21 protein-coding genes are annotated in these 22,089 nt (G+C 62.3%); 4 read left to right on the plus strand and 17 right to left on the minus strand.

The genetic code is table 11. From position 1 onward, the window contains the following. The first annotated feature begins 1 nt into the window (after position 1). Genes AC1ECK_RS25855 through ssuE form a run of 4 tightly spaced genes read left to right on the plus strand, consistent with a single transcriptional unit; the run spans position 2 to position 3,026 of the window. Positions 2-1,363 carry an ATP-grasp domain-containing protein gene (locus AC1ECK_RS25855; protein ID WP_480324186.1) on the plus strand — a complete coding sequence of 454 codons (1,362 nt, stop codon included), beginning with the start codon at positions 2-4 and terminating at the stop codon, positions 1,361-1,363. After that, positions 1,360-2,103 carry an iron-containing redox enzyme family protein gene (locus tag AC1ECK_RS25860; protein ID WP_480324188.1) on the plus strand — a complete coding sequence of 248 codons (744 nt, stop codon included), beginning with the start codon at positions 1,360-1,362 and terminating at the stop codon, positions 2,101-2,103. The genes AC1ECK_RS25855 and AC1ECK_RS25860 overlap by 4 nt, the downstream gene beginning before the upstream one ends. Before the next feature lie 36 nt (positions 2,104-2,139). Further along, positions 2,140-2,421: a 2Fe-2S iron-sulfur cluster-binding protein gene (locus AC1ECK_RS25865; protein WP_480324190.1), complete on the plus strand. Its 282-nt coding sequence runs from the start codon at positions 2,140-2,142 to the stop codon at positions 2,419-2,421. Positions 2,422-2,435: 14 nt separating this feature from the next. Further along, on the plus strand, positions 2,436-3,026 hold the full coding sequence (gene ssuE, locus AC1ECK_RS25870; RefSeq protein ID WP_480324192.1) for an NADPH-dependent FMN reductase: 591 nt from the start codon (positions 2,436-2,438) through the stop codon (positions 3,024-3,026). Between the two features lie 63 nt (positions 3,027-3,089). On the opposite strand, the gene AC1ECK_RS25875 is transcribed toward ssuE, so the two are convergent. The 17 genes from AC1ECK_RS25875 to AC1ECK_RS25955 all read right to left on the minus strand — a co-directional run bounded on the left by AC1ECK_RS25875 (position 3,090) and on the right by AC1ECK_RS25955 (position 21,902). Beyond that, entirely contained in the window at positions 3,090-4,862 is a 1,773-nt protein-coding gene (locus tag AC1ECK_RS25875; protein WP_480324194.1) for a glycerol-3-phosphate dehydrogenase/oxidase, read from the minus strand. A gap of 2 nt (positions 4,863-4,864) precedes the next feature. Further along, positions 4,865-6,388, minus strand: a complete 1,524-nt coding sequence (locus AC1ECK_RS25880) for an FGGY-family carbohydrate kinase (protein ID WP_480324196.1) — start codon at positions 6,386-6,388, stop codon at positions 4,865-4,867. Between the two features lie 65 nt (positions 6,389-6,453). Further along, the gene (derI, locus tag AC1ECK_RS25885) at positions 6,454-6,906 is read right to left on the minus strand and encodes a D-erythrulose-4-phosphate isomerase (RefSeq protein WP_480324198.1); all 453 of its coding nucleotides are present in this window, start codon (positions 6,904-6,906) and stop codon (positions 6,454-6,456) included. Between the two features lie 41 nt (positions 6,907-6,947). Beyond that, positions 6,948-7,721 carry a triose-phosphate isomerase gene (locus tag AC1ECK_RS25890; RefSeq protein WP_480324200.1) on the minus strand — a complete coding sequence of 258 codons (774 nt, stop codon included), beginning with the start codon at positions 7,719-7,721 and terminating at the stop codon, positions 6,948-6,950. 134 nt (positions 7,722-7,855) lie between these two features. Further along, complete coding sequence (locus AC1ECK_RS25895) at positions 7,856-8,812, minus strand: substrate-binding domain-containing protein (protein WP_480324202.1); 957 nt, start codon at positions 8,810-8,812, stop codon at positions 7,856-7,858. 70 nt (positions 8,813-8,882) lie between these two features. Further along, the gene (locus tag AC1ECK_RS25900) at positions 8,883-9,983 is read right to left on the minus strand and encodes an ABC transporter permease (protein ID WP_480324204.1); all 1,101 of its coding nucleotides are present in this window, start codon (positions 9,981-9,983) and stop codon (positions 8,883-8,885) included. 26 nt (positions 9,984-10,009) lie between these two features. Further along, positions 10,010-11,551 carry a sugar ABC transporter ATP-binding protein gene (locus AC1ECK_RS25905; protein ID WP_480324206.1) on the minus strand — a complete coding sequence of 514 codons (1,542 nt, stop codon included), beginning with the start codon at positions 11,549-11,551 and terminating at the stop codon, positions 10,010-10,012. Then, entirely contained in the window at positions 11,548-12,204 is a 657-nt protein-coding gene (locus AC1ECK_RS25910) for a DUF2291 family protein (RefSeq protein WP_480324208.1), read from the minus strand. Before AC1ECK_RS25910 ends, AC1ECK_RS25905 begins: the two co-directional genes overlap by 4 nt. A gap of 117 nt (positions 12,205-12,321) precedes the next feature. Beyond that, on the minus strand, positions 12,322-12,972 hold the full coding sequence (dhaL, locus tag AC1ECK_RS25915; protein WP_480324210.1) for a dihydroxyacetone kinase subunit DhaL: 651 nt from the start codon (positions 12,970-12,972) through the stop codon (positions 12,322-12,324). Further along, positions 12,969-13,982: a dihydroxyacetone kinase subunit DhaK gene (locus AC1ECK_RS25920; RefSeq protein WP_480324212.1), complete on the minus strand. Its 1,014-nt coding sequence runs from the start codon at positions 13,980-13,982 to the stop codon at positions 12,969-12,971. Before AC1ECK_RS25920 ends, dhaL begins: the two co-directional genes overlap by 4 nt. A 27-nt stretch (positions 13,983-14,009) precedes the next feature. Next, positions 14,010-14,942 (minus strand): sugar phosphate isomerase/epimerase family protein, encoded by a 933-nt coding sequence (locus tag AC1ECK_RS25925; protein ID WP_480324214.1) that lies wholly within the window; start codon positions 14,940-14,942, stop codon positions 14,010-14,012. 51 nt (positions 14,943-14,993) lie between these two features. Beyond that, the gene (locus AC1ECK_RS25930; RefSeq protein ID WP_480324216.1) at positions 14,994-16,505 is read right to left on the minus strand and encodes a glycerol-3-phosphate dehydrogenase; all 1,512 of its coding nucleotides are present in this window, start codon (positions 16,503-16,505) and stop codon (positions 14,994-14,996) included. Further along, entirely contained in the window at positions 16,502-18,127 is a 1,626-nt protein-coding gene (locus AC1ECK_RS25935) for an FGGY family carbohydrate kinase (protein WP_480324448.1), read from the minus strand. Before AC1ECK_RS25935 ends, AC1ECK_RS25930 begins: the two co-directional genes overlap by 4 nt. Further along, on the minus strand, positions 18,127-19,104 hold the full coding sequence (locus tag AC1ECK_RS25940; RefSeq protein ID WP_480324218.1) for a sugar-binding transcriptional regulator: 978 nt from the start codon (positions 19,102-19,104) through the stop codon (positions 18,127-18,129). The genes AC1ECK_RS25935 and AC1ECK_RS25940 overlap by 1 nt, the downstream gene beginning before the upstream one ends. A gap of 325 nt (positions 19,105-19,429) precedes the next feature. After that, positions 19,430-20,107 carry a DUF1028 domain-containing protein gene (locus AC1ECK_RS25945; protein ID WP_480324221.1) on the minus strand — a complete coding sequence of 226 codons (678 nt, stop codon included), beginning with the start codon at positions 20,105-20,107 and terminating at the stop codon, positions 19,430-19,432. A gap of 11 nt (positions 20,108-20,118) precedes the next feature. After that, entirely contained in the window at positions 20,119-20,550 is a 432-nt protein-coding gene (locus tag AC1ECK_RS25950) for a RidA family protein (RefSeq protein WP_480324223.1), read from the minus strand. After that, positions 20,550-21,902: a flavin-containing monooxygenase gene (locus tag AC1ECK_RS25955; protein WP_480324225.1), complete on the minus strand. Its 1,353-nt coding sequence runs from the start codon at positions 21,900-21,902 to the stop codon at positions 20,550-20,552. The genes AC1ECK_RS25950 and AC1ECK_RS25955 overlap by 1 nt, the downstream gene beginning before the upstream one ends. Positions 21,903-22,089: the final 187 nt, after the last annotated feature.

Genomic DNA, 22,089 nt, shown 5'->3' on the forward strand with positions numbered 1-22,089 from the left:
CATGAGCACACCCGCACTTCTTCTGTTCGCCCATCAAGCGCGCTCTTACGCATCGATGATCCGGGAGTACGTCGACAGGCTCGGCATCTCGTTCGTTATCCTCAGCTCGAAGCCGCGCGACCCACGCGATCTCGAACAGCTCGCTGCCGCCGGCGCGGCGCGGCTCTGGCATTTCGACGACGAATATCTGGACGAATCGCACGTGGAGACGGTGCTCGCGCAGACGCGCGCCGAAGGTTTCAATGTCGTCGCTGCACTGGCGACATTCGAGGGCTACCGGCTGTTGATGGCACACACCAACGCGTTGCTTGGCGCGGTCGATGCCGATCCGTCGGCGTTGCGCATCTGCATGGACAAGCTGCTGTGCCGCGACCGCTTGAGCAAGGCCGGACTGAGCCACGCCCGGGCAACCGTGCTCGACGCCGCCTCGCTACCTGCTTTGCAAGCAAGCGGCAGGCCGCAGTTCGTCAAGCCGCGACGCGGAGCGGGCTCGTTCGCGTGCTTCCGTCTCGACGAAACGGTGACGCCGGCGCGCCTGCAGGCGTTGCGGGAACAGATGCAAAGCGACAAGGCGTTTCGCGCAATCTTCGCCGGGCAGTTCGATTTCATCGCCGAAGACTACATCCGTGGGGACGAATACAGCTTCGAAGTACTCGCAGCCGGCGGTGAAAGCTATGTGATCGGCGTGCACGCCAAGTATCTGGACGATTCGAGCGGAACGACGCTCGAAATGGGCAATTCGCTGCCGGCCCCCCGCCTGACGGCCGCACAGCAGCTCGCCGGCGAAAACTATATTGACCGCTGCCTTGCCGAGCTGCAACTGCACGACGGTTGCTATCACATCGAGACGCGCTATGACCCGTCCACCAACCGCTGGGACATCATCGAGATCAACGCCCGGATGGGTGGTGCGCTGATCAACCAGAGCGTCGGTGTCTTCACCAACGGTCTGTCGATGCTGGAGCTCTGGGTAAAAACATTGTGCGTCGAGCGCGCCAGTGCGTCCGCGTGGCGCACGACGCTCGCTGCACTGCGCGAAAGCACACGACGCCGGGACGCAACGCTCGAATACGGCACGGTGTTCTTCAGCCGCTACGGCGAGCGCAACCGCGTACTGGAAGCGCTCTCGGTCGAGCATCTCACGCCTCAACCCGACATCGTCGAGCTGCCCGTGCGCGTCCAGACCCGGCTCCCCGATTCCGAGCGCGGCATCTTCATTCTGAACGCACTCTGGAAAGTTCCGATTCCTGACATTGCTGGGCAACTGCCTGCGCTGTCAGCAATGCTCGACGAGCAATTGGTGATTCGCTATTCCGATGCAGCTACAACCGCCACTGAAACCACAACCCAGGAGAAATCATGAATCGCGTCACGAATTGCGGTATCGAACGGCCGGCTCCTTTCTATTCGCTCGCCGAAGGCGAGGCTGTACAGACGAAGCTCAATCAGTATCTCGACAAAAAGATGGCCGAGTGGACGGCCACTGTCCCGTACGCAAACCACCTGGAGAGCAAAAAACTCGACAGCAAATGGTACCGCCGGCACACGATCGAACACGTATGGCGTATCCGCCTGAGCCGCTGTGCGCACGCCAGGACGCTGCACGCGATCACCCAGATCTCGCCCGAAGCCGCACAGTTGTATGCGGAATATCAGGGCGAGGAAATGAACCACGATTTGCTGTTCATGCAGGACTGCAAGGCACTCGGCGTTACCCAGGATGAATTGCTCGCTACCGAGCCGTTCCTCGCCACGCGTCTTCTGCAGGGCTTCTTCTACTTCGTGTCCGAGCACGAAAGTCCGATCGGCGTCGTCGCATCGAGCTATCTCATCGAATATACAACGTCCAAACTCACCCCGCGCCAGATCAAATCGATGAAGGAGACACTCGGCGAAGACAAGATCAAAGGGCAGCTTGCGCACATCAACACTGATATCGGCGACGATCATGCAGGAGAAATGTGGCGCATCCTACGCTACCTGATCCGCGAAGAAGCAGACGTCGAGAAGGTGCTACGTTATTTCGACGACATCCAGACCATCCTGGCAATGTACTTCCGCGAACTCTACGAAGCGACGATCGACACCCGGGTGGCAGCTTAATCCGCCACTCATGCAGGGCCTTCTGCCGGAGCGGATATGTATAAAGTCGTAATCAGCACTACGGGGGAGTCGTTTACCCTCCCGCATAACGCTTACCTGTCCGACGCGGCTGAACTTCAGCTCGGTGGCCTCACGTTCGGTTGCCGGGCGGGCATGTGCGGCATTTGCGTGATCGAGGTGCTCGTCGGCGCGGAGAACCTGTCCCGCCCCGACGAAAAGGAAAGCCAGTTCCTCGAATGGCTCGGCCACGAAGGCGACAGTAAACGTCTTGCATGCCAATGCCGGCTGCGCGGCGACGTCATCATTCGGCAAGGTTGAACGAGGAGGAAACCGTGCCCGATGTCGTCACGCTATCTGGCAGCCCCGCCGCACCGTCGCGCAGCCAGCATCTTCTCCGCGTCGCGGAGGAGATGCTGCGCAAGCGAGGGTATTCCGTGCAATGCGTCGATGTCCGCCAGTTACCGCCGCAAGCGCTCGTGCAAGGCGACTATAACGATCCTGCGGTGCGGGCGGCGCTCCACACGGTGCACGCCGCTCGTGCGATCGTCGTTGCAACGCCCCTCTACAAGGCGTCATACTCCGGCGTGCTGAAAGCGCTGCTGGACCTGCTGCCACAGACCGCGTTTGCCCATAAACCGGTGCTGGCGTTCGCAACGGGCGGCACCCTCGCCCATCTGCTCGCGCTCGATTACGCCCTCAAGCCGGTGCTCGCCGCGCTTGGCGCTCGCCTGATACTGGATAACGTATTCGCTACCGAACACGACATTCCCAAAATCGACGGCGTCTACACGCTGGCCGATCCGCTCGCGCAGAGACTGTCCAGTGCCATCGGGTCGCTTGCACAGGCGCTCGACGATTGTGAAGCGCTGGCCGGTCTACGCGCGAACATGGTTGCGGCCAGAGTACGCGCGGTTGCGCGGTAACGGGACATGCGTCGCGGCTCGAGTCGCCCCAACACTGCTGCTTTCGTCATTAGCGGAAAGCTATCAGTAGGAGTGACAGCTGGCGACGGGAAATTCCGGCGGACCGTTTTCGTACTCGCGAAGGACCATTCCATGAAGTTGTTGGGCAACTTCGCGGACGGCCTCGATTTCCCGCTGCATCTGGATCGACTCCCATCCCAAAGCACGTGCCGCTATCGCTGCGGTTTCCGCAAGTACAGCACGAGTCAATTGCCCAGAGAGCGCGATCGTCGTCCGCCGGAAAAGCAGATCGGCAAGATGCGTTACTGCCTCGTTTTCGCAGAGATACAGAATTTCTCTCACTGTGTAACCTGGCTCGCTCGCAAGCGGCTGGTCATGGAGCACATCGTTTGAAGGCGCGCAGAACGCTGCGATCACGGAGGCACGTGTCCCGTAACGCGAGAGTAAAGTCTCAGCGCGTTCCGCCGAAACACCATGACGCGCGGTGAGTTCGTCGATCCATGCTGCCCGGTCCAGGGCTTTAAGCGGAAAACCTCGGCCACCGCCAATCGGCTCGTTGCGAGTACTGACCCGACGTGGCCGTCCGAGGCGTATGAGCGTGTCGTCAGCGACGGATTCGGCGAAAGCCCGGAAGGTCGTCCATTTGCCACCCACCAGCGAAAGCACAGGAACGCCGGTTCCTGGCAGAACGTCGGCGTGGACCACGTGATCGCGGCTCACCTCCCCTGGATTTGCGGCATCGGAGTAAGGCAGCGGCCGCACGCCGCTATAGCGAAATGCAATGTTCGATGCATCCAGCTTCACGCATGGGAAAATCTCCCGCAGTACGCCGAGCATATAGTCGATCTCATCTTCCTCGCAGCGTGCCTGGTCGGGGTCGCTGATACGGATATCGGTCGAGCCAACCAGAAGCTGCCCCATAAACGGATAAACCAGGCAAATGCGACCGTCCTTCGAGCCGAAGTAGACCATGCGGCCGCGTAGTTGCGCACTGAGTTCAGGATGTCTTACGATCAGGTGGGATCCTTTCGCTCCGCCAATGTACTTTCGCTCGATGCCGAGCGAGCGATTCACGCTGTCAATCCAGGCGCCACCGGCGTTGATGACGACGGTCGGTTTGACGGGATAGTGCTCCCCCGACACGAGATCCCGTAGCCAGACCGTATCGCGTTCCACATGGTCGACCGTGACGTAGTTTGCCGCTGAGGCTCTGTCGAACGCGGCCAGGCCATCGGCAACCAGTTCGTAGTTCAGTCGTTCGGCCTGGGTTACCTGTGCGTCGAAATACGTGGCTGTCGCCTTGATCGTGGGATCGAGCAACGGCAGGTTTCGAAGCGAACGTTTTCTGAGCGCGACATGGTGAAGCGGCATCGTGCGGTCATGACGACCGAGAAAATCGTAGATCGTCAGCCCGAGTTTCGAAATGATCGCGCCGCGGTCAGCAAGCTTCGACCTGACGCCGAAAAACCGCAGCACGGACGAAACAAGACCGCCAAAGTACGAATGGATCGGCAGGACCGTCTCCAGCGGCAGCACGAAATGCGGCGCGTTTTTCAGCAGCAGGTTGCGCTCCCGTGTCGATTCGGCAACGAGACGAAATTCGCCGGTTTCCAGGTACTTAAGGCCGCCGTGAATGAGCCTCGACGGCGCAGAACTTGCGCCTGAGGCGAAGTCCGCCTTGTCGATCAGCAGGCAATCGACCTGTTGCAACGACAGATCACGGAATAGCCCTGCACCGTTGATCCCTCCCCCCACAATCAGCACACTGACACGGCTTTGCTGCTTCAGCCGTTCGAGAAAGAATTCGCGGGATCGTTGAGTCATCGTCTGGATCATCGTTAATGCGTGACGACTGCGCGGTCGAGCGCCGGCCACGATGGATTCATCCCTGCGATGAGCTGCAGGTAAAGCCCGTACGTTTCGGTGAGCCGGTCGTGACGTTCCGGGTCGGGTCGGTGTGTACGCTGGATGCGGCATGCGCGCTTACCCGCTTCCGGCAGCGATGCGAACACCCCTGCACTCACCCCGGCGCAGAGCGCCACGCCAAGAGCGCTGGCTTCCTGGCTGTCGGGAATGTCTATCTGCATCCCGAGGACATCCGCAAACAACTGGGCCAGCATGGGGCTCGCCGAGCCGCCGCCCGTCAAGCCTGCGCGCCTGGCGGGAAACGCTTGGGTCAGCGCTTCGACGTGATATCGATGATTGAAGATCATGCCCTCGAGCACAGCGCGCGCCAGATGAGCACGCCGGTGCCAACTGCGGATGCCGAAGAACGACGCGCTCGCGGGCTGCTCGAAGGGCGATCCGAACAGGAACGGATGGAACATCACGGAACTCGGTTCGGCGAACGCAGCCCGCAATTCGTCTTCGACACGCTCGAACAGGGAGCAACCGCGTTGTTCGGCTTCTTGTGCTTCGTGAGCGAAAAACTCGCGCATGAACCAATCCACGTTGCTCGACGAGGCGGGCGAAATGGACATGTTCATCCACTGGCCGGGCCGCGTGCCGTTGCGGCACGACCAGCGCGGATCCGGTTGCGGGCGATCGGACAGGATCTCGTTGATGCTGAAGGTCCCCGCTGTCAGCGATAGCACGCCAGGTTCCGTGATGCCCATGCCCACGGCGCTGGACGTGACATCGTGCAATCCACAGGCGACCGGTGTGCCCTCGATCAACCCGGTTTGTGCGGCAGCCTGCGCCGTGACACGCCCAGCGGGCGCCGTAGACGGCACGATCTCCGGCAATGCGCGGCCAATCGACGTGAGACCGTACAGATCGAGCACCTCGCCGCTGTAATGCTGCGTGCTGACATCGGTAAAAGATGAACTGGCTTCCGTTGGATCGGTGGCCGCGAGGCCCGTCAGACGCAGGCGGAGCCAATCCTTGCAAAACAGCACGTGGCCAATTTTTGCGTACCGTTCGGGTTCGTTGAGCTGGATCCACTTGAGCAGGCTCACCGCGGCATAGGGATAAGGCTGCTGGCCGGTAAGGGCCAGCGCTCGCGGCAAGACCCCTGCTTCGCGCCATTGCTCGCGAACGGCAAACGCCCTGCTATCGAGCGAGAGAATTCCGGGGCCAAGCGGATCATCATGCTGGTCCACGAGGTATAGCCCGTCGCCGTGGCCCGTTACGCCAACCGCCTCGATTGCGCTCGCCGACACCTTGCCAAGTTCGAGCGCATCACGAATGGCTCCGCTCGCCGCTGCCCATGTTTCCTCCATGTCGCGTTCGACATGACGGGCGCGCGGCTGCCGTTGTTCGACCCGCCTCGATCCTACCGCCACGGTGCGACCCTCGGCGTCGAAGACAACCGCCTTGGTTGCGGTCGAACCACTGTCGAGTCCCAGCAGATATGTCCCCATCCTGTCTCCGATCCGAATATGCGGTGCTGGTGTCGGGCTTGTCATCGGCTGAACGGCGTCGACGCTTATCGACGGTGTCTCGAATCGACCTGGTTGATCGCCGCTACATTGCCCGAGCTTCGGCCTTGCTCATCGAACGTCTGCGCCAGGAAGGCATCGGCAATGGATTTAGCCAGTTCCGGGCCGATCACGCGCGAACCCATCGTGATGATCTGCGCGTTGTTCGACAGCGCTGCCCGTTCCGCGGAATAGGTGTCGTGGCACAACGCCGCGCGGATGCCCGGCACCTTGTTGGCCGAGATGCTCACGCCGATACCCGTGCCGCAAATCAGAATCGCGCGGTCGTACTCGCCGTGGATGACGCCCGAAGCCACACGGTCGGACAGTTCGGCATAGAACTCGGTCGGATCCGTTTCGTTGGTCGAGAGTTCGAACACTTCGTATCGGTCCTTCAGGTAGTCAGCCAGCACCTGGGCCAGTCCCGCCCCAGCGCTATCTCCGGCAATTGCAAGTCTCATGTTCAGCTCCTTGATGTTTGGGTTACACGCATGCGGCCAGGTCAGAGCACCGCCCTGACGCGGTCCAGGATGTCGAGATAGCCAGTTACGTCCCAGGCAGAACGTCCAATGAACAAGCCGTCGATATGCTCGCAGGCAGCGAGTTCGGCGCAGTTGTCCGGGTTGACCGAGCCGCCATACAGGCACGGTATGCGGCGGCCCAGAATGTCGTGCGCCACCGAAATGATCTCGGCATGCCGGGCGTCGGCATAGTCCGCGCTGGCCGGTATGCCGTGCTCGCCGATCGCCCAGACCGGCTCGTACGCGAGCAGGATCGGGGCGGCGCGCTGTTGTGGGCTCAAGCGCGCTAAAGCCCCATGTACCTCGGCGGCCAGCACGTCAGGGGCTCGCCCGCCCTCTCGATCGGCGAGTGTCTCGCCAATGCAGATCAGCGGTGTCAGGCCATGACGGACCGCTGCCTCGACCTTCAGCCCTACCGTTTCATCGGTCTCGCCAAAATGTTCACGCCGCTCGGAGTGACCGAGTTCGACCAGATCCATCGCGCAATCCACCAGCATCGACGGCGAGATTTCGCCGGTCCACGCACCACGATCGGCCCAATGCATGTTTTGCGCGCCGACCTTCACCGATGTATTGGCGAGAATGGCCTTGACCTCACGGACCGCAGTAAAAGGTGGAATGACGAAGCGCTGCATCCGCGCGTCCGCTTCACCTTGAGCGTCGGCGCCAAGCAAACCCTCGGCGAACGCGCGCGCCTCCGCCAGAGTCTTGTTCATCTTCCAACTGGTACCGATCCAGAAAGTGGGATGGCTCATGATCGTTTCGTCATTCGGATACACACTCGAATTGGGGTAAGCCGCGCCGGAGTGCTTCGATTCACCCCGACGCGCAGCAAATTACATGCAAAATTCGCAATAATAATTCGCATTCCTACGCTTTAAGCACATGATTATTTCGTCAATGTGAACGCCGACGTGTACTTGTCCACGTTCGCCTTGGTAATCAAAACGCAGTCGAATAGTTGCTTTTCATTCTTGGCGCCCGTCTTGCCGGTCTTCAGGAACTCGTCGGCTTCCTGCACTGCCTTGACGGAAAACGTGGCGACAGGCTGCAGCACCGTGTACTGCAACTCACCGGCCTTGACCGCGGCCACTGCGGTCGGTGAACCGTCGAAGCCCCCTACCTTGATGTTCGGGAGCTTGCCGGACTGCTTGAGCGCAGCAATCGCACCGAGCGCCATTTCGTCGTTGCCGCTGATCACGCCGACGATGTCCGGATGCGCCTGAAGCAAACTCTGCATCGCGTTGAAGCCTTGCGTGCGATCCCAGTTGGCGACTTGCGAGCCTTCCTTCTTCAGGTCCGGATACTGGCTGAGCACCGACGTGTAGCCATTCGATCGCGTAGCGGCGTTGTTGTCGGACGGCGCGCCGAGCAGTTCGACGTAGTTACCCTTCGATCCGACGTCCTTCACCCATTGCTGCGCACCGAGCGCCGCGCCTTGCGCGTTGTTGGACACGAGCTGCGCCTTCGCGAGGCCTTCCTGGTTGATTTCGGCGTTGACGAGGAACACCGGAATGTTGGCGGCGACGGCCTTTTTCACGGCACCGATGGAGCCGCTTGCATTCGCGGGATCGAGAATGATCGCGACGGATTTATTGGTGATCGCGGTGTCGATCAACTGGCTTTCCGCATTGGTGTCGCCCTTCGACGCAGCCACGTTCGCGGTGTAACCGAGCTTCTTCGCTTCGGCAGCGGCGACGTTGCCTTCGGTGAGCCAGTAAGGATTGGACGGGTCGTTGACGATAATGGTCACCAGTCCGCCCGCTGCGTGTGCCTGTCCTGCGAACAGCGGTGCGGCCAGGGCGACGGCGGCGGCGAGTGCGAAGGTGCTTCTCTTGCTCTTCATAATAAGTCTCCTGTTTTCAGTTAGTAGTCACGCCGGGATCCGGCATCTTCTTGCTGGCCGATAGTGCGGCTCAAGCCTTGCCGCCGCCTAACGGAGAAGTCGGTTGACCGGCGGTCGGCGCGGGGCGCTTGACACGGCGGCGATACTGAATGGCGTTGAGCAACACCGCGAGCACGATGACCGCGCCGGTGAACACCGTCTGCCAATACGAAGAGATGCCGATGATCACCAGTCCGTCGGACAGGAAGCCGATCACGAAGGCGCCGAGCAGCGTGCCGCGGATATTGCCGGTGCCGCCCATGAGCGAGGCCCCGCCGATAACCACGGCGGCAATGGCCGTCAGTTCATAGGTCGTGCCCGCGGTCGGCCCCGCCGACGTAAGTTGCGAGGACAGGATCAAGCCGGCGATAGATGCACAGACACCCGACAACATGTAGACGCTGATCTGCACCCGCTTGACCGGCACGCCGGAGAGTTGCGCGGCGCGCTCGTTGCCGCCCGACGCATATAGCCAGCGGCCGAACGCCGTGCGGGTCAGCACGAGGCTGCCGAGAATAGAAATGACCGCAAGGATCAACACGCCCACGGGAACGTCGAACAGGCGATCGAAGCCGAGCGAATTGAAGCCGACGTTGCCCAGATCCGCACGCCCGCCGAGATTGTTGTAGGTCAGGCCATTGGTCATCAACAGTGCGAGGCCGCGCACTACGTACATCACGCCGAGCGTAGCGACGAAAGCGGGCACCTTGAAGCGCGCAATCAGCACGCCATTGACCAGACCAATGAACGCACCGAGCAGACAGCACAGCACCACTACAACCCACACGGCTGGATACAGCACGACGCCGAACAGGTTCAGCGTCACGCCCTGCAGAAAGAAGCCGGCCACGACGCCGGAAAGCCCGAGCGTCGAACCCACCGACAGATCGATGCCGCCGTTGATGATCACCAGCAGCATGCCGATCGCAAGAATCCCGTAGATAGCCACGTGTGAGGCCATCGTAAGAAAGTTTTCTAGTGCGAAATAATAGGGGGACAGAAACGAAAAAACAGCGACGATCACGATCAACGCAAAGAAGGCACGGCCTTCGAGCAACATCTTGCCCACGTCGAAACCGTCACCAAACAGGCCGGTGTGGTGCGATGCGGAAGTTTTGGCGGACTGATTCATATTCATGTCTCCATGCATTTCGTCGATCAGACCGCCACGGCTTCGCCCGAGGCGGCCATGATTTGGTCTTTGGTGGTATCGGTGCCGAACTCTGCGGAAATCTTGCCGCGGCGCATCACGACGATCCGGTGCGCGATGCTCAGGCACTCGCCTACTTCCGAGGTGGAAAACACCACGGCGAGGCCTTGTTTCGCGCTCTCACTCAGCAACCGAAAGACTTCAGCCTTGGCGCCGATGTCGATGCCGCGGCTAGGCTCGTCGAGCAGAATGACTTTCGGGTGAGTGGCGAGCATCTTGCCGATCACGACCTTTTGCTGATTGCCGCCCGACAGCGAACCGATCTTTGCGCCCGCGCCGGCTGTCTTCACGTGGACGTTACGAATCGACTGATCGACCAGTTCGCGTTCGCGCGGAAACGACAGCAGCAAGCCTCGAACGAAGGTGCCGATGCTGGCGAGCGACAGATTGCTGCCGACGCTCATGGTCGGCACCAGGCCGTCGCGCTGACGATCCTCGGGCACCAGCGCGAGACCTTTTGCAATGCGCCCCGCGATGCTCAGCGACGCCATGTCTTCGCCTTCAAGCAGAATCTTTCCGCCGCTGGTTGGGACGCGGCCGGCGACCGACTCGAGCAGTTCCGTGCGCCCGGCTCCCATCAAGCCATAGATGCAGACGATCTCGCCCGCGCGCACGTCGAGCGAGAGACGATCGACGACCGACATATCGGAGCCGGACTCGTCGGCGACGCTGACGTCTTTGATCGACAGCGCGACGTCGCCGAACGCGTAACCGGTCGGCGGCGAACCGAGATCGAAATTTTCTCCGACCATATGGCGCACGATCCACGCAAGGTCGATGTCTTTGGCTTCGGCCGTGGCCGTGATCCTGCCATCGCGCAATACGACTGCGTAATCGGTGATCTGCAGCGCCTCTTCGAGGTGATGCGAGATATAGACGATCGACACACCACGGCTCGTCAGGTCGCGGATCACCTTGAACAGCACTTCGACTTCGGAAGCGCTCAGCGCCGAAGTCGGTTCGTCCATGATCAGGATGCGCGATTGCACCGACAGCGCGCGTGCAATTTCGACCACCTGCTGCTGGCCGAGCCGCAAGTCCTGAACGCGCGTCAACGGGTCGATGTCTTCTTCGAGGTCGGCCATCAGCGCACGCGTCTGGCGCGCTTCTTCGGCGAAATTGACACCCGTTGCGCCGCGTAGTTCGCGGCCCATGAAGATGTTGTCGCGCACGCTCAAGTTGGGTGCGAGGCTCAATTCCTGATGGATGATCGAGATGCCGTGATCGCGTGCATCGTTCGCCGAGCCAAACGCTACGCGCTCGCCATCGAGTTCGATCGATCCCGAAGTCGGCGTTTCCACGCCGGCGAGAATCTTCATCAAGGTCGATTTGCCCGCGCCGTTTTCGCCGAACAGCGTGGTCACCTTGCCCCGGTGGATATCGAAGTTCACACCCTTCAGCGCATGCACACCGCCATATGACTTGACGACTTCACGCGCCGACAGCAGCACGTCGCTCGTAACCGATTCAGCCTGGAGCGCGCTCATCATTGCACGTCCAGACTGACCGGCGTCACGAGCCAGCCGTTCGGGTTGACCAGTTGGAACACCCCGACCACGGAGATCGTCTTGCCCGCCAGCTTGCTGGTATCGACCTTCGACAGCACTGCCTTCTTCATGGCCGTGTTGATCGCGTAGCCGGCGTTCTGATAGTCGATCTGATTGGTGAACTGCTCGAAGCTGATGGTGCCGGTGGCGTCGCGCAGATCGGTGCCGTTGATCGCGGGGCCGGTTTGCACACGGATGCTTAGCGAGTCGGGCAGGTTCGGCACCTTGATCGTGTAGATTCCTGAGTCCTCCTTATCCGCGACGCCGGTGAACTTGACCGACATTTCAGGGCCGACACCGCCGCCTGCCACGCCGTACTGCTTGCCGGCTGCGTCCTGATCCTTGGCAATCGCTGCGGCCAGCATGTCCGCGCTGACTGCGCGGCTTTCAATCGCGGCCTGCGTCTTGGGAAATTGCATCGTGCCATATGCAGCGGGATCGAAAGCCTTCACTTCCGTATCGCCGCTTGCGCCGATCTTCACGACCTTGACGCTGAAGGCCATCGCCACGATGACCACCACCGGCACGACGTAGGCGATGACTGCGCGGACAGTGTGACGGGGGCGTTTATTCACCGGAAATGCAACTGCGCTCATGAGGATACCTCCTGAACTTCGGAACTACGAAACCGCAATGTGAGTGGACGACATGTACACGCCTTGACCGGCGGACGGAATGAACCACCGCCCCAATCGGGTTGATGACCTGTGATGTCATGCCGATCCATGCTGCCTCCAGTCTTCTGCGATCACTGAAAGCACCATCGCCGCGGACGCCGCTCCCGGATCGATATGGCCGAGACTGCGCTCACCGAGGCGCGACGCTCGTCCCTTGGTGGCGATCATCGATTTGGTGGACTCGGCGCCTGCGGTCGCGGCGTCGCGTATCCGCGTCATGATTTCAGCGAGCGGCAGAGCGTTCGCCATGCCCTGCTCTGCCGCCGCTGCGGCAGGCGTCCACACGTCGACCATGGTTTTTTCGCCCAGCTCGGCCTTGCCGCGCGAGCGGATGCCTTCGGCCATCGCGACGATCAACGCCGGCGCTTCGACCAGCGGCATCTCCGCACGTGCTCCGGCGACCTTGGCCGCACGCATCAACGCGGTGGCATAGAGCGGCCCTGACGACGCGCCCACTGCGTTGAGGAATCCCTTCGCCGCCGCATTGAACTGATCAGCGAGCGTGGCTTGCGCAGACAGCGCTTCGATCGCCTCGAACGCCGCATCGAAACCGTCCGTCATTGCGATGCCGTGGTCCGCATCGCCGATTACGCCGTCGAGCCGGCACAGTTCATCGCGAGCCGCGCCGATGGTTTCAGCGAGTTGCCGGAACAGCCGGGTCACGTCACGGGTCGCCAGCGTGTTCATGATGCCGCCCCTTGCCGGTACATTGCGCACTCGCATGGATGATCGAGCAGCCGCTGCAATTCGTCATCCAGATGCATGACGGTGATCGACGCGCCCGCCATTTCGAGCGACGTACACAGCGGCCCAACCAATGTGCGATGTACGGCGAGTCCCTCGTCTGCGAGCCGCCGCGCGACGCGGCGATTCAGGATGTACAACTCCATCAGCGGCGTTGCGCCCAGCGAGTTCACCAGTACTGCGACCCGGTCGCCTTTATCCGCACCCATTTCGGCGAGAATGGCGTCCATGATTTCGTCGACGATGGCGTCGGCCGGACGCAGCGCTTCGCGTCGCATGCCAGGTTCGCCATGAATGCCCATACCTATTTCCATCTCGCCCACGCCGATCTCGAAGTTCGCACGCCGCGTCTGCGGCAACGAGCACGGCGCGAGAGCGACGCCCAGCGTATAAGTGCGTGCGTTCGCATGGCGCGCGACACGCTCCACTTCGGCGAGCGGCATCATCAGGTCCGCTGCCGCGCCGGCGGCCTTGAAAATGAACACGTTGCCCGCCACGCCACGCCGTTGCTCGCGCCGGTCGCGCGGTGCGGAAGCGATGTCGTCGGTGGTCAGCACCGTGCGCGCCTCGACGCCCTCCAGTTCGAGCAGCTCTGTCGCCATGTCGAAATTCATCACGTCGCCGGCATAGTTGCCGTACATGAACAGCACGCCCGCGCCGCCGTGCGCGGCGAGCGCCGCATCGACGGCCGGTTGCGGGGGTGGCGACGCAAACACGTTGCCGATGACCGCTGCGTCAGCGAGCCCTTTGCCGACAAAACCCAGAAACGTCGGCTCGTGCCCCGACCCACCGCCGATCACCAACGCCACCTTGCCCTCACGCGGACCGTGGCGCGCGACGATCGCACGCGGCGCGCCGTCGTGCCGCACCAGCAGATCGCCGTGCGCGGCCATCACGCCGTCCAGCATCTCGTCGACAGCGGCGTTGCCGTCGTTGATCAGTTTCTGTGTCATCGCGCCGTGCATCGCAGTCTCGTTCCCTTAGAGGTTCAGATCGGACACGCCGGTATCGAAGTGCGGCGCCCAGAACGCCACCGACTCGGCGATCTGCTCCACGACCTGGCGGTCCTTCGGTTCCCGTTCCTTGAACGACAGCTCGAGGCAAATCTCGTTGTCGTGTCCACCGCCGTCGTGAAGCGCGGCGATCAGCGGCTCGGGCTGGATGCGGCCGCGCGCGTTGAACTCGGCCGTGAAAGGATGGTGACCGCCCTTGTCCATCAGCGACTGCTTGATATGGATGATCGGCGACACGCGCGGCACGGCACGCGCCCACGCGTACGGATCGAAGTCGTCGGGGTTGGCGCTCGTCACGTCGCCGTGATCGATGTCGGCCATCATCCACATCGGCACGGCCATGTTGGCGGCGCTCAGCCGCTTTTGCAGCGCGAGACACGCGCTAATCGTTTCGCCGAACTCGCGGCCGATCGACATCGGTTCCCAGAATACGTACTTCAATCCAGCCGCTTTTGCGTGCTCGGCGACTTCGGACCAGCAGTCGATTGCGGTCTGGATCAACGCTTCGCGCCGGCTTGCATCGTCGTAGTCGCGATACGTGAAAATGGCGAACTGCGTGCCGATCGAATTGCCGCCGAGATCCGCCGTGATATCGGCGAACGTCTTGAACCAGTCGACGTAATAGCGCCGCACGTCGGCATCCGGGTGGCCGAAATGGTTGAGCCGCCCATACGGCCCCGTCATGCCCGAGGTGATGCGCACGCCGGTGCGCGCCATCGCTGCACGCATCTGGCGTGTCAAACGCCGCGTCACCGCGGCGGGCCACGATGGGTTGATGAATTCGTGCGTGAGCTGCACGTCGCGGATCTTCATCTGATAAGCAATGGCGTTGATGAGATCGTCCGGTTCCGCGAAGCGGTTCACCAGCGGATTCGTGTTGAGTGCGAGCGTAAAAGCCATGTTCGTCTCGTGTCTCGTATCTTGTGTTTACGTGGCCGGTCGTGGTGCGGCTCAAGCCGACTTTCGGTCGAGGCCTTCGAACCAGCCGCCGAACGCCGCCGTCTGCTCGGCATTCATATGCAGACCGTGCTTGGTCCGCCGCGTCAGGATGTCCTGCGCCGTTTCGGCCCACTCCTGCTCTACCAGGTAACGCACTTCGGCTTCGTAGAAATTCGGGCCGAACTGACGGCCAAGGTCGGCAAGCGATCCGGCGGAGTCGATCACCTGGGCCGTCCGCGCACCGTAGGTCCGCGCGTAGTAGCACATCAGATCGCGCGGCAGCCATAGATAGTCGCGTTGCAGACGCGCGATGAACTGTGGCACGTCGGCTTTCTCGATCTCGCCACCGGGCAGCGTGGCAGTCGCCGTCCAGTCCGGCCCCATGTCGGGGAACGTCGGCCGCAGGTGTTGCATCGCGGCCTCGGACAGCTTGCGGAACGTGGTGATCTTGCCGCCGAACACATTGAGCAGCGGCGCGCCGCCGTTGGCGTCGAGATCGAACACGTAATCACGCGTCACTGCCGAAGGATTGCCGTTCCCATCGTCGTAAAGCGGGCGTACACCGGAGAAGCTCTGCACCACGTCCTGGCGTCGCAACGGCTGTTTGAAATAGCGGTTCACCGCCGCCAGCAGGTAATCCACTTCGGCGTCGTCAATCGACACGCTTTCCGGCGCGCCATCCCATGGGACATCCGTGGTCCCGATCAGCGCCTTGTCGCCTTCGTACGGATTGACGAAGATGACACGCTTGTCGTGGTTCTGCACCAGGTACGAGTGCGGACCGTCCCAGAACTTCGGCGTGACGATGTGACTGCCCTTGACGAGGCGCACCTTGCGCGTCGACCGTCCACCCGCCACGCGTCCGATGATGTCGGCAACCCACGGCCCGGCTGCATTCACGAGCGCGCGCGCCATCACGACGCGGCTTTTACCGTTGCGCGTGTCGCGCAGCTCGACGCGCCACCCACCGTTTTCGCATTTGGCCGACACGAATGCGGTTCGCGTGAGAATCTGCGCGCCGCGCTGCGCTGCGTCCACCGCGTTGAGCACGACCAGACGCGCGTCATCGACCCAGCAGTCCGAGTATTCGAAACCTCGGCGGTATTGATCCTTGATCGGCACGCCTTCCGGACTGCGCAGCAGATCGAGCGTACGCGTCCCAGGCAACTTCTTGCGCCCGCCGAGGTGGTCGTATAAGAACAGGCCCAGACGCACGAGCCAGGCCGGACGATCATCGGGGCTGTGCGGAAGAACGAAGCGCATTGGCCAGATAATGTGCGGCGCAGCGTTGAGGAGTACCTCGCGTTCAAGCAATGCTTCGCGAACCAGCCTGAATTCGTAGTACTCAAGATAGCGCAGCCCCCCGTGCACCAGCTTTCCCGAACGCGACGAGGTGCCCTGCGCGAGATCGTCTTTCTCGCACAGCATCACGGACAATCCGCGGCCTGCCGCATCGCGTGCAATGCCCGCACCGTTGATACCGCCGCCAATCACAACGAGGTCGATCATCTGACTGTCACTCATTGCACCGCCCTCTGTTCGACCGTGGTGTTTGACGTAAAGGTTTCAGGATGACACCTGGCCCTGGTCTGCTCCGCCATGTCCTCCCACACCAGCTCCAAAACACGCCGCGCCTTCTGATAGGCGGGAAACGCGCTCGCGTAGGTCCGCACCAGCGCCGGATCGGGCGCTTCGGGTTGTCCCAGGAGTGGCGTGACCCATTCGGCGATACATGCCTGCATGTCTGGATAGGCGCCGAGCGCGACCGCCGCCATCATCGCCGCGCCCGCTGCGCCTGCCTCTTCGCGCTGCGAGATGCGAACCGGCGCACCGACCACTGCTCCGAGCACCGAGCGCAGCGCGCGCGACCGGGTCGCACCGCCCGTCAGGCGCAACTCAGCCGGCATCGCGCCACCCATGGCCGAGTAGCAGTCCCGCGCGGCCATTCCAAGCCCTTCGACGACCGAGCGCAACAGATCCGGAAAGCGGCTTTCGCTGGTGAGTCCGATGAAACTGCCGCGCGCGTTGGGATTGACGAACGGTCCGCGCTCACCCGCGTCGGAAATGTATGGGTGATACAGATGCGCACCCGGCCGGCTCGTTTGCAACCATCCGTCGATGCGTTTGACGCGCTCGCTTTGCGACAGCTTCGTACCGAAGTCCGAGAGCAGGTCGCACGCGAGATTCAGGATCCAGTCGATGTTCAGCGTGCCCGCCATGTTCGACTGCACCTGCGCGGACATGCCTGGGACCGGCAAGGCGATGACGTACCCCGTGCCCTCGTCGTTCAGATGCACGGCCGTGTTCTGCACCGCGCGCATATGCATGCCCGTCGAGCCGATGATCGAGCAAGTAGCGCCGTCGGCATCGGCGGTGTAAATGCCTGCGCCGAGCGCCGTCATCACAATGTCCACGAATCCCAGACACACCGGCGTTCCAGCCAGAAGACCCGTGGCCGCGGCCGCTTCGGAGCTCAGCGGATGCATGAGTTCGGTGCCGTCGACGATCTCCGGCAACAACCCGCGCCGCGCCGTCAGCCCGAGCGCGTCGATCACGACGTCGTCGTACTGGCGCGTGCGGAAGTTGCCATACGTGAAGCTCGCCTCGGACGGATCCGTCGCGCGCACGCCTGTGAGGTTGAGATACAGCCAGTCCTTGCAATGCAACGCGACTTCGGCGCGGTCGAGCACCTCAGGCGTCGTGGCCGCCATGTGGGCGATCTGCGCGCCCTGGCTGCATGCCGCCAGTCCGGTGCCGGTGGCTTCGAAGCGGGCGCGGTTGGCGGGGTTTCCCTGCAGCCGCCGCACGGTATCCGCGGCGCGCGCGTCGAGCCACAGCCAGGCATCGGTTGCGGGCCGGTTGTTTGCGCCGACGAGCCACGTACCGTCGCCCTGCCCCGTCACCGCGACCGCCTTCGTGCGCTGCGCAAGCCTCTCGACCTTGGCGCTGAGATTGCGCAACGTTAGCGCGCAGTCGGCCCAAGTCTGGTCGAGCGACTGAAACGCCGCGCCATCGGCGCGCGTAGTGTAGTGATTGGGCACCGACGCGTCCGCGATCTGCCGCCCGGCCAGATCGAATGCGATCGCCTTGATCACCGAAGTGCCGGCGTCGATGCCGATCAGAATGTCGCCGCCGGGGTTGGCCATCACGATGCCTCCGCTTCGACGGTTCCGTCGTTCAGCGCGAGCGCGGTGGCCTCATCGGTAATCAACCCGCTCAGCAGGCCACTGTTGAGAACAGCGCGGATCGCGTCTACTTTTTCGAGTCCACCGGCGATGGCGACGATGCGCCGCCCGGTCAGATCGGCTAGTTGCGGCGCCACGGTGCGCGCGGCCAGCGAGGTTTCGACGGATTTGCCGTGCTGATCGAAGAAGTGGCCGAGTACCTCGCCGTGGCCACCCATCTCGCGCACCTCGCGAATTTCCTCCGGCTCGATCATCTGCGACGCGACGAGTTGCGCGTCGGGCAACACCGTGCCGATGCCGACGATCATCAGATCCGCGCGCGCCGCCATATCGAATACCTCGCGCACGCCCCGCTGCGCCAGCAGGACCTCGCGGTCTTCCGCCGTATTGGCGAAAAACGGCAGCGGCATAACGTATGACGTCGCGCCGGTTCGTTCCGCCAGACGGTGGATCACGTCGTACGGATTCGCGGTGTAGTCACGCGTCACACCACCCAGCAGCGAAACGAAACGGACCTTGCCGGCATCCATGCGCGGCATTTCGGCCACCACGGCGGCCAACGTGCGGCCATGCCCCATACCAATCGTCCCGCCTTGACGCGCGGCGATCTCGCGTTGCAGAAAGTGAGCGCCGGCAATACCGAGCGCGCGTAACGGCAGGCCGGTTTCGTGCAGTTCCGGCACAACCTCGCATTGGGACAGGTTGTAGCGGTGGGAAAGAGCCGCTTCCAGCAGAATGCACTCACCCACGTCGCCATCGATCGTGACCTTCACAGCGCCGCTTTCATTGGCTCGCGTGATGAGCCGGTGCGCCTTGACGTTGCTGACGCCAAGCCGCGCAGCGACATCCGCCTGGGTCATGCCCACAGCGTAATGCAACCACGCTGCGCGAATGGCGAGACTGTCTTCGGCATCACGTTTGGCGCCGTGTTTCGTCATGTCTTCTCCGTGTCCCAGGAGCGAACTGATATTTTTTTCGCTCACTGTATTTTTTTTCAGTTTACGAACTATAGCCAGCTAGTCTCCGGTTGCCATCCGCGATAACCCTTAGCCGGGTCATCGCAATGTTCGCGATGTCCCGGGTATTGGGATTCGAGGGGAATTGTCCCGTTGCGGGACCGGACGGCCGCTTTGAGGCGGCCCACGGGGGCGGATCGAGCGTAGTGGCGCTGGTGGGCGCCCGCTGTAAAAGCTAATAACTCTCGCAACCAGGATCGACTTCAAGGAACATGCCAGTCGTTCCAGCAGCGTGCGGCTTGTGTGGTCACTCGTCGCCGGGCACCCCGTAGCTTGGCGCGGCAGTCGGATTCAGCGCACGCGTCACATAGTCCTGCATCTGCGGACGGTATGCCTGCCAAAGCGCATCGAGCTGCCCGAGCGGATCGTCGTCAGCCCAATCGACGCGCAGATCGACGATAGGCCAGACCTGCGTATCGGCGATCTTCAGCGCAGCCGAATGCACCGGCCCTGCTTCGCCGCCCGCTTTCAGTGCCGCGTGCATCGCGGCGAGCAGCCGGTCGGCAAGCGCGCCCGCCGAGGACTCGAATGCGTCGACCATCGAATCGATCACCTGCGTATTCGCGAGCATGTTGCCCGCCGCGACGCATTGGTCGCCAACGACCGCGTGATGCAGACCGAGCGCTTCGGCGCCGGTGAACATCGCCGTGCGGCCTTCACTGTCGACCACGGTCACCTGCCGGTAAGCGCGCCATTCGTGCGCGCCGAGCGCAGCGTCAAGCGCCGCGTCGGCAGGGAGCCCGCGGGTTTCGATGAGATCGAGAACCTGCGGCCCCAGTGCCGGCAGCGTCACGTTCTGCGTCGCCACCACGCCGACGCCCGCGCGCACCCACGGACAGCGCGCCCCCACTGCAATGCTCGAAGAACTGATGGCAATGCCGAGCTGGCCGGTCTGCCGGCAGCGTCCGACGATCGAGAACGTCATGGCATCGCTCCTTAAGCCTGAGGTGGCGTCCAGTTGTCCGGAATGACCGCGATCACGTCGATTTCCATCAGCCATTGCGGCTGGCCGAGCGCGCTGATGCACAGTCCAGTCGAGATGGGATACACGCCCTTGAGCCACTTGCCGATTTCCTGATACACAGGCTCGCGATAGCGCGGGTCGATGATGTAGGTCGTCGTCTTGACGATGTGCGACAGATCGCTGCCCGCTTCTTCGAGCAACTGCTTGACGTTCTTCATCGCCTGTTCGGCCTGGGCGCGCGGATCGCCGAGGCCGACGAGATTGCCTTCGAAGTCCGTGCCGATCTGGCCGCGCACATAGACCGTGTTGCCGGCGCGTACCGCCTGGCAAAGATCGTTGTCGAGCGACTGGTTCGGATATGTGTCCTTCGTGTTGAACATGCGGATGCGAGTATGGGTAGGCATCAGATCACTCCTTGTTCGTTGGTTTTCAGAGCATGCGAGAGGTCGGACACATGACGCGTATCGCGAACCTGTGCGCGCTGCGCATCGTCCTTGCGCTGCGACGCGTCGCGATAGTCCAGATATTTGTGCTGCGTGACGATGTGATCCGCGATGTGCTTCGCGTCATGCCAGACTCCCCAGATGAACGACGAGCCGCGGCGCGACAACCACGGCAAGCCGAGAAAATAGATTCCCGGCTCTTTCGACACGCCGCGCTGATGCTGCGGCTTGCCTTTCTCGTCGAACGCATCGACGTGCAGCCAGCTAAAGTCGACCGCATAGCCGGTCGCCCAGATAATGGTATTGACGTTCGCCTTCGCGAGATCGAGTTCGTGCAACGGATGGGTCACGCATTCGGGATCGGGCGGAATATCGCGCGCTGCAGGATCGGCGGGCAGGTCGATGCCGGTGCGTGCCACGTATGCATCGGCGGCATCGAGCAGCGACATCAGATTCTCGTCGCCGCGCTTCAGGTTCGCGGCAAGGTCCTGTTCGAATTTCACCACGCCGTTCTCGAACGACTTCGTCACGCCGACGAGCGTCATGCCCTCATGCGCGAAACGGCGGAAGTCGACGGTCTTGCCGCCATATGCGCCGCTCACCGCGATCGTCACGTGTTCGCGCCCAGGACCGGCGACTTCCTTGTCCCATTCGCCGAGCACACCGAGCCACCAGCAAAAGTCGCGGTTACGATAGCTGCGCGGCGGACGGTCATGCGCGCCGACCGACAGATACACGGCGCGACCCGCGCGCCGCAATTCGTCGGCGATTTGCGCGCCCGACGAACCCGCACCCACCACCAGGACGGCGCCGTCGGGCAACTGCGCGGAATTGCGGTAGTCCGCCGAATGGAGTTGCGTGACGGACGGGTCGCGCGGCGCAATGGGCGGAATCACCGGGCGCTGGAACGGTCCGGTCGCCACCACCACGCGGTTCGCCGTGAGCGTGCCTTCGGACGTCTCGACGATGAAACCCGGCCGCCCCTCGTTGCGCGTGACACTTGTCACTTCTACGCCGGTGCGGATCGGTGCGTTGAACTGCTTCGCGTAAGCGACGAAGTAATCCGCCACCTGCTCCTTGCCGGGAAATCCGTCTGGATCGCCTGCAAATTCCAGATTGGGAAAGCGGTCGTGCCATGCGGGTCCGTTGGCGACCAGCGAATCCCAGCGGCCCGTGCGCCAGCGTTCGGCAATGCGGTCGCGCTCCAGCACCAGATGCTGCACGCCCAGCTTGCTGAGGTGTTCGCTCATCGCCACGCCGGCCTGGCCCGCGCCTACGACCAGCGTGTCGATCGACATTGTTTCAGCCGTCATGGCTGTCTCCTCTTAAGGCAACGTGAGCCGGCACCGTTGCGCGGCCGCGCGAGGCATGCTCGTTGACCTGCGCGCAATCCGCGTTGTCCGGCGCGAAGCACAACATTCATTGCGGTTATATCCGGACAGAATGTACGCTCGGCACACAGCAAACAAAAATACATTCAAAAAATGCCATGCATTGCTT

The organism is Paraburkholderia sp. SSBN10T (assembly GCF_056619545.1).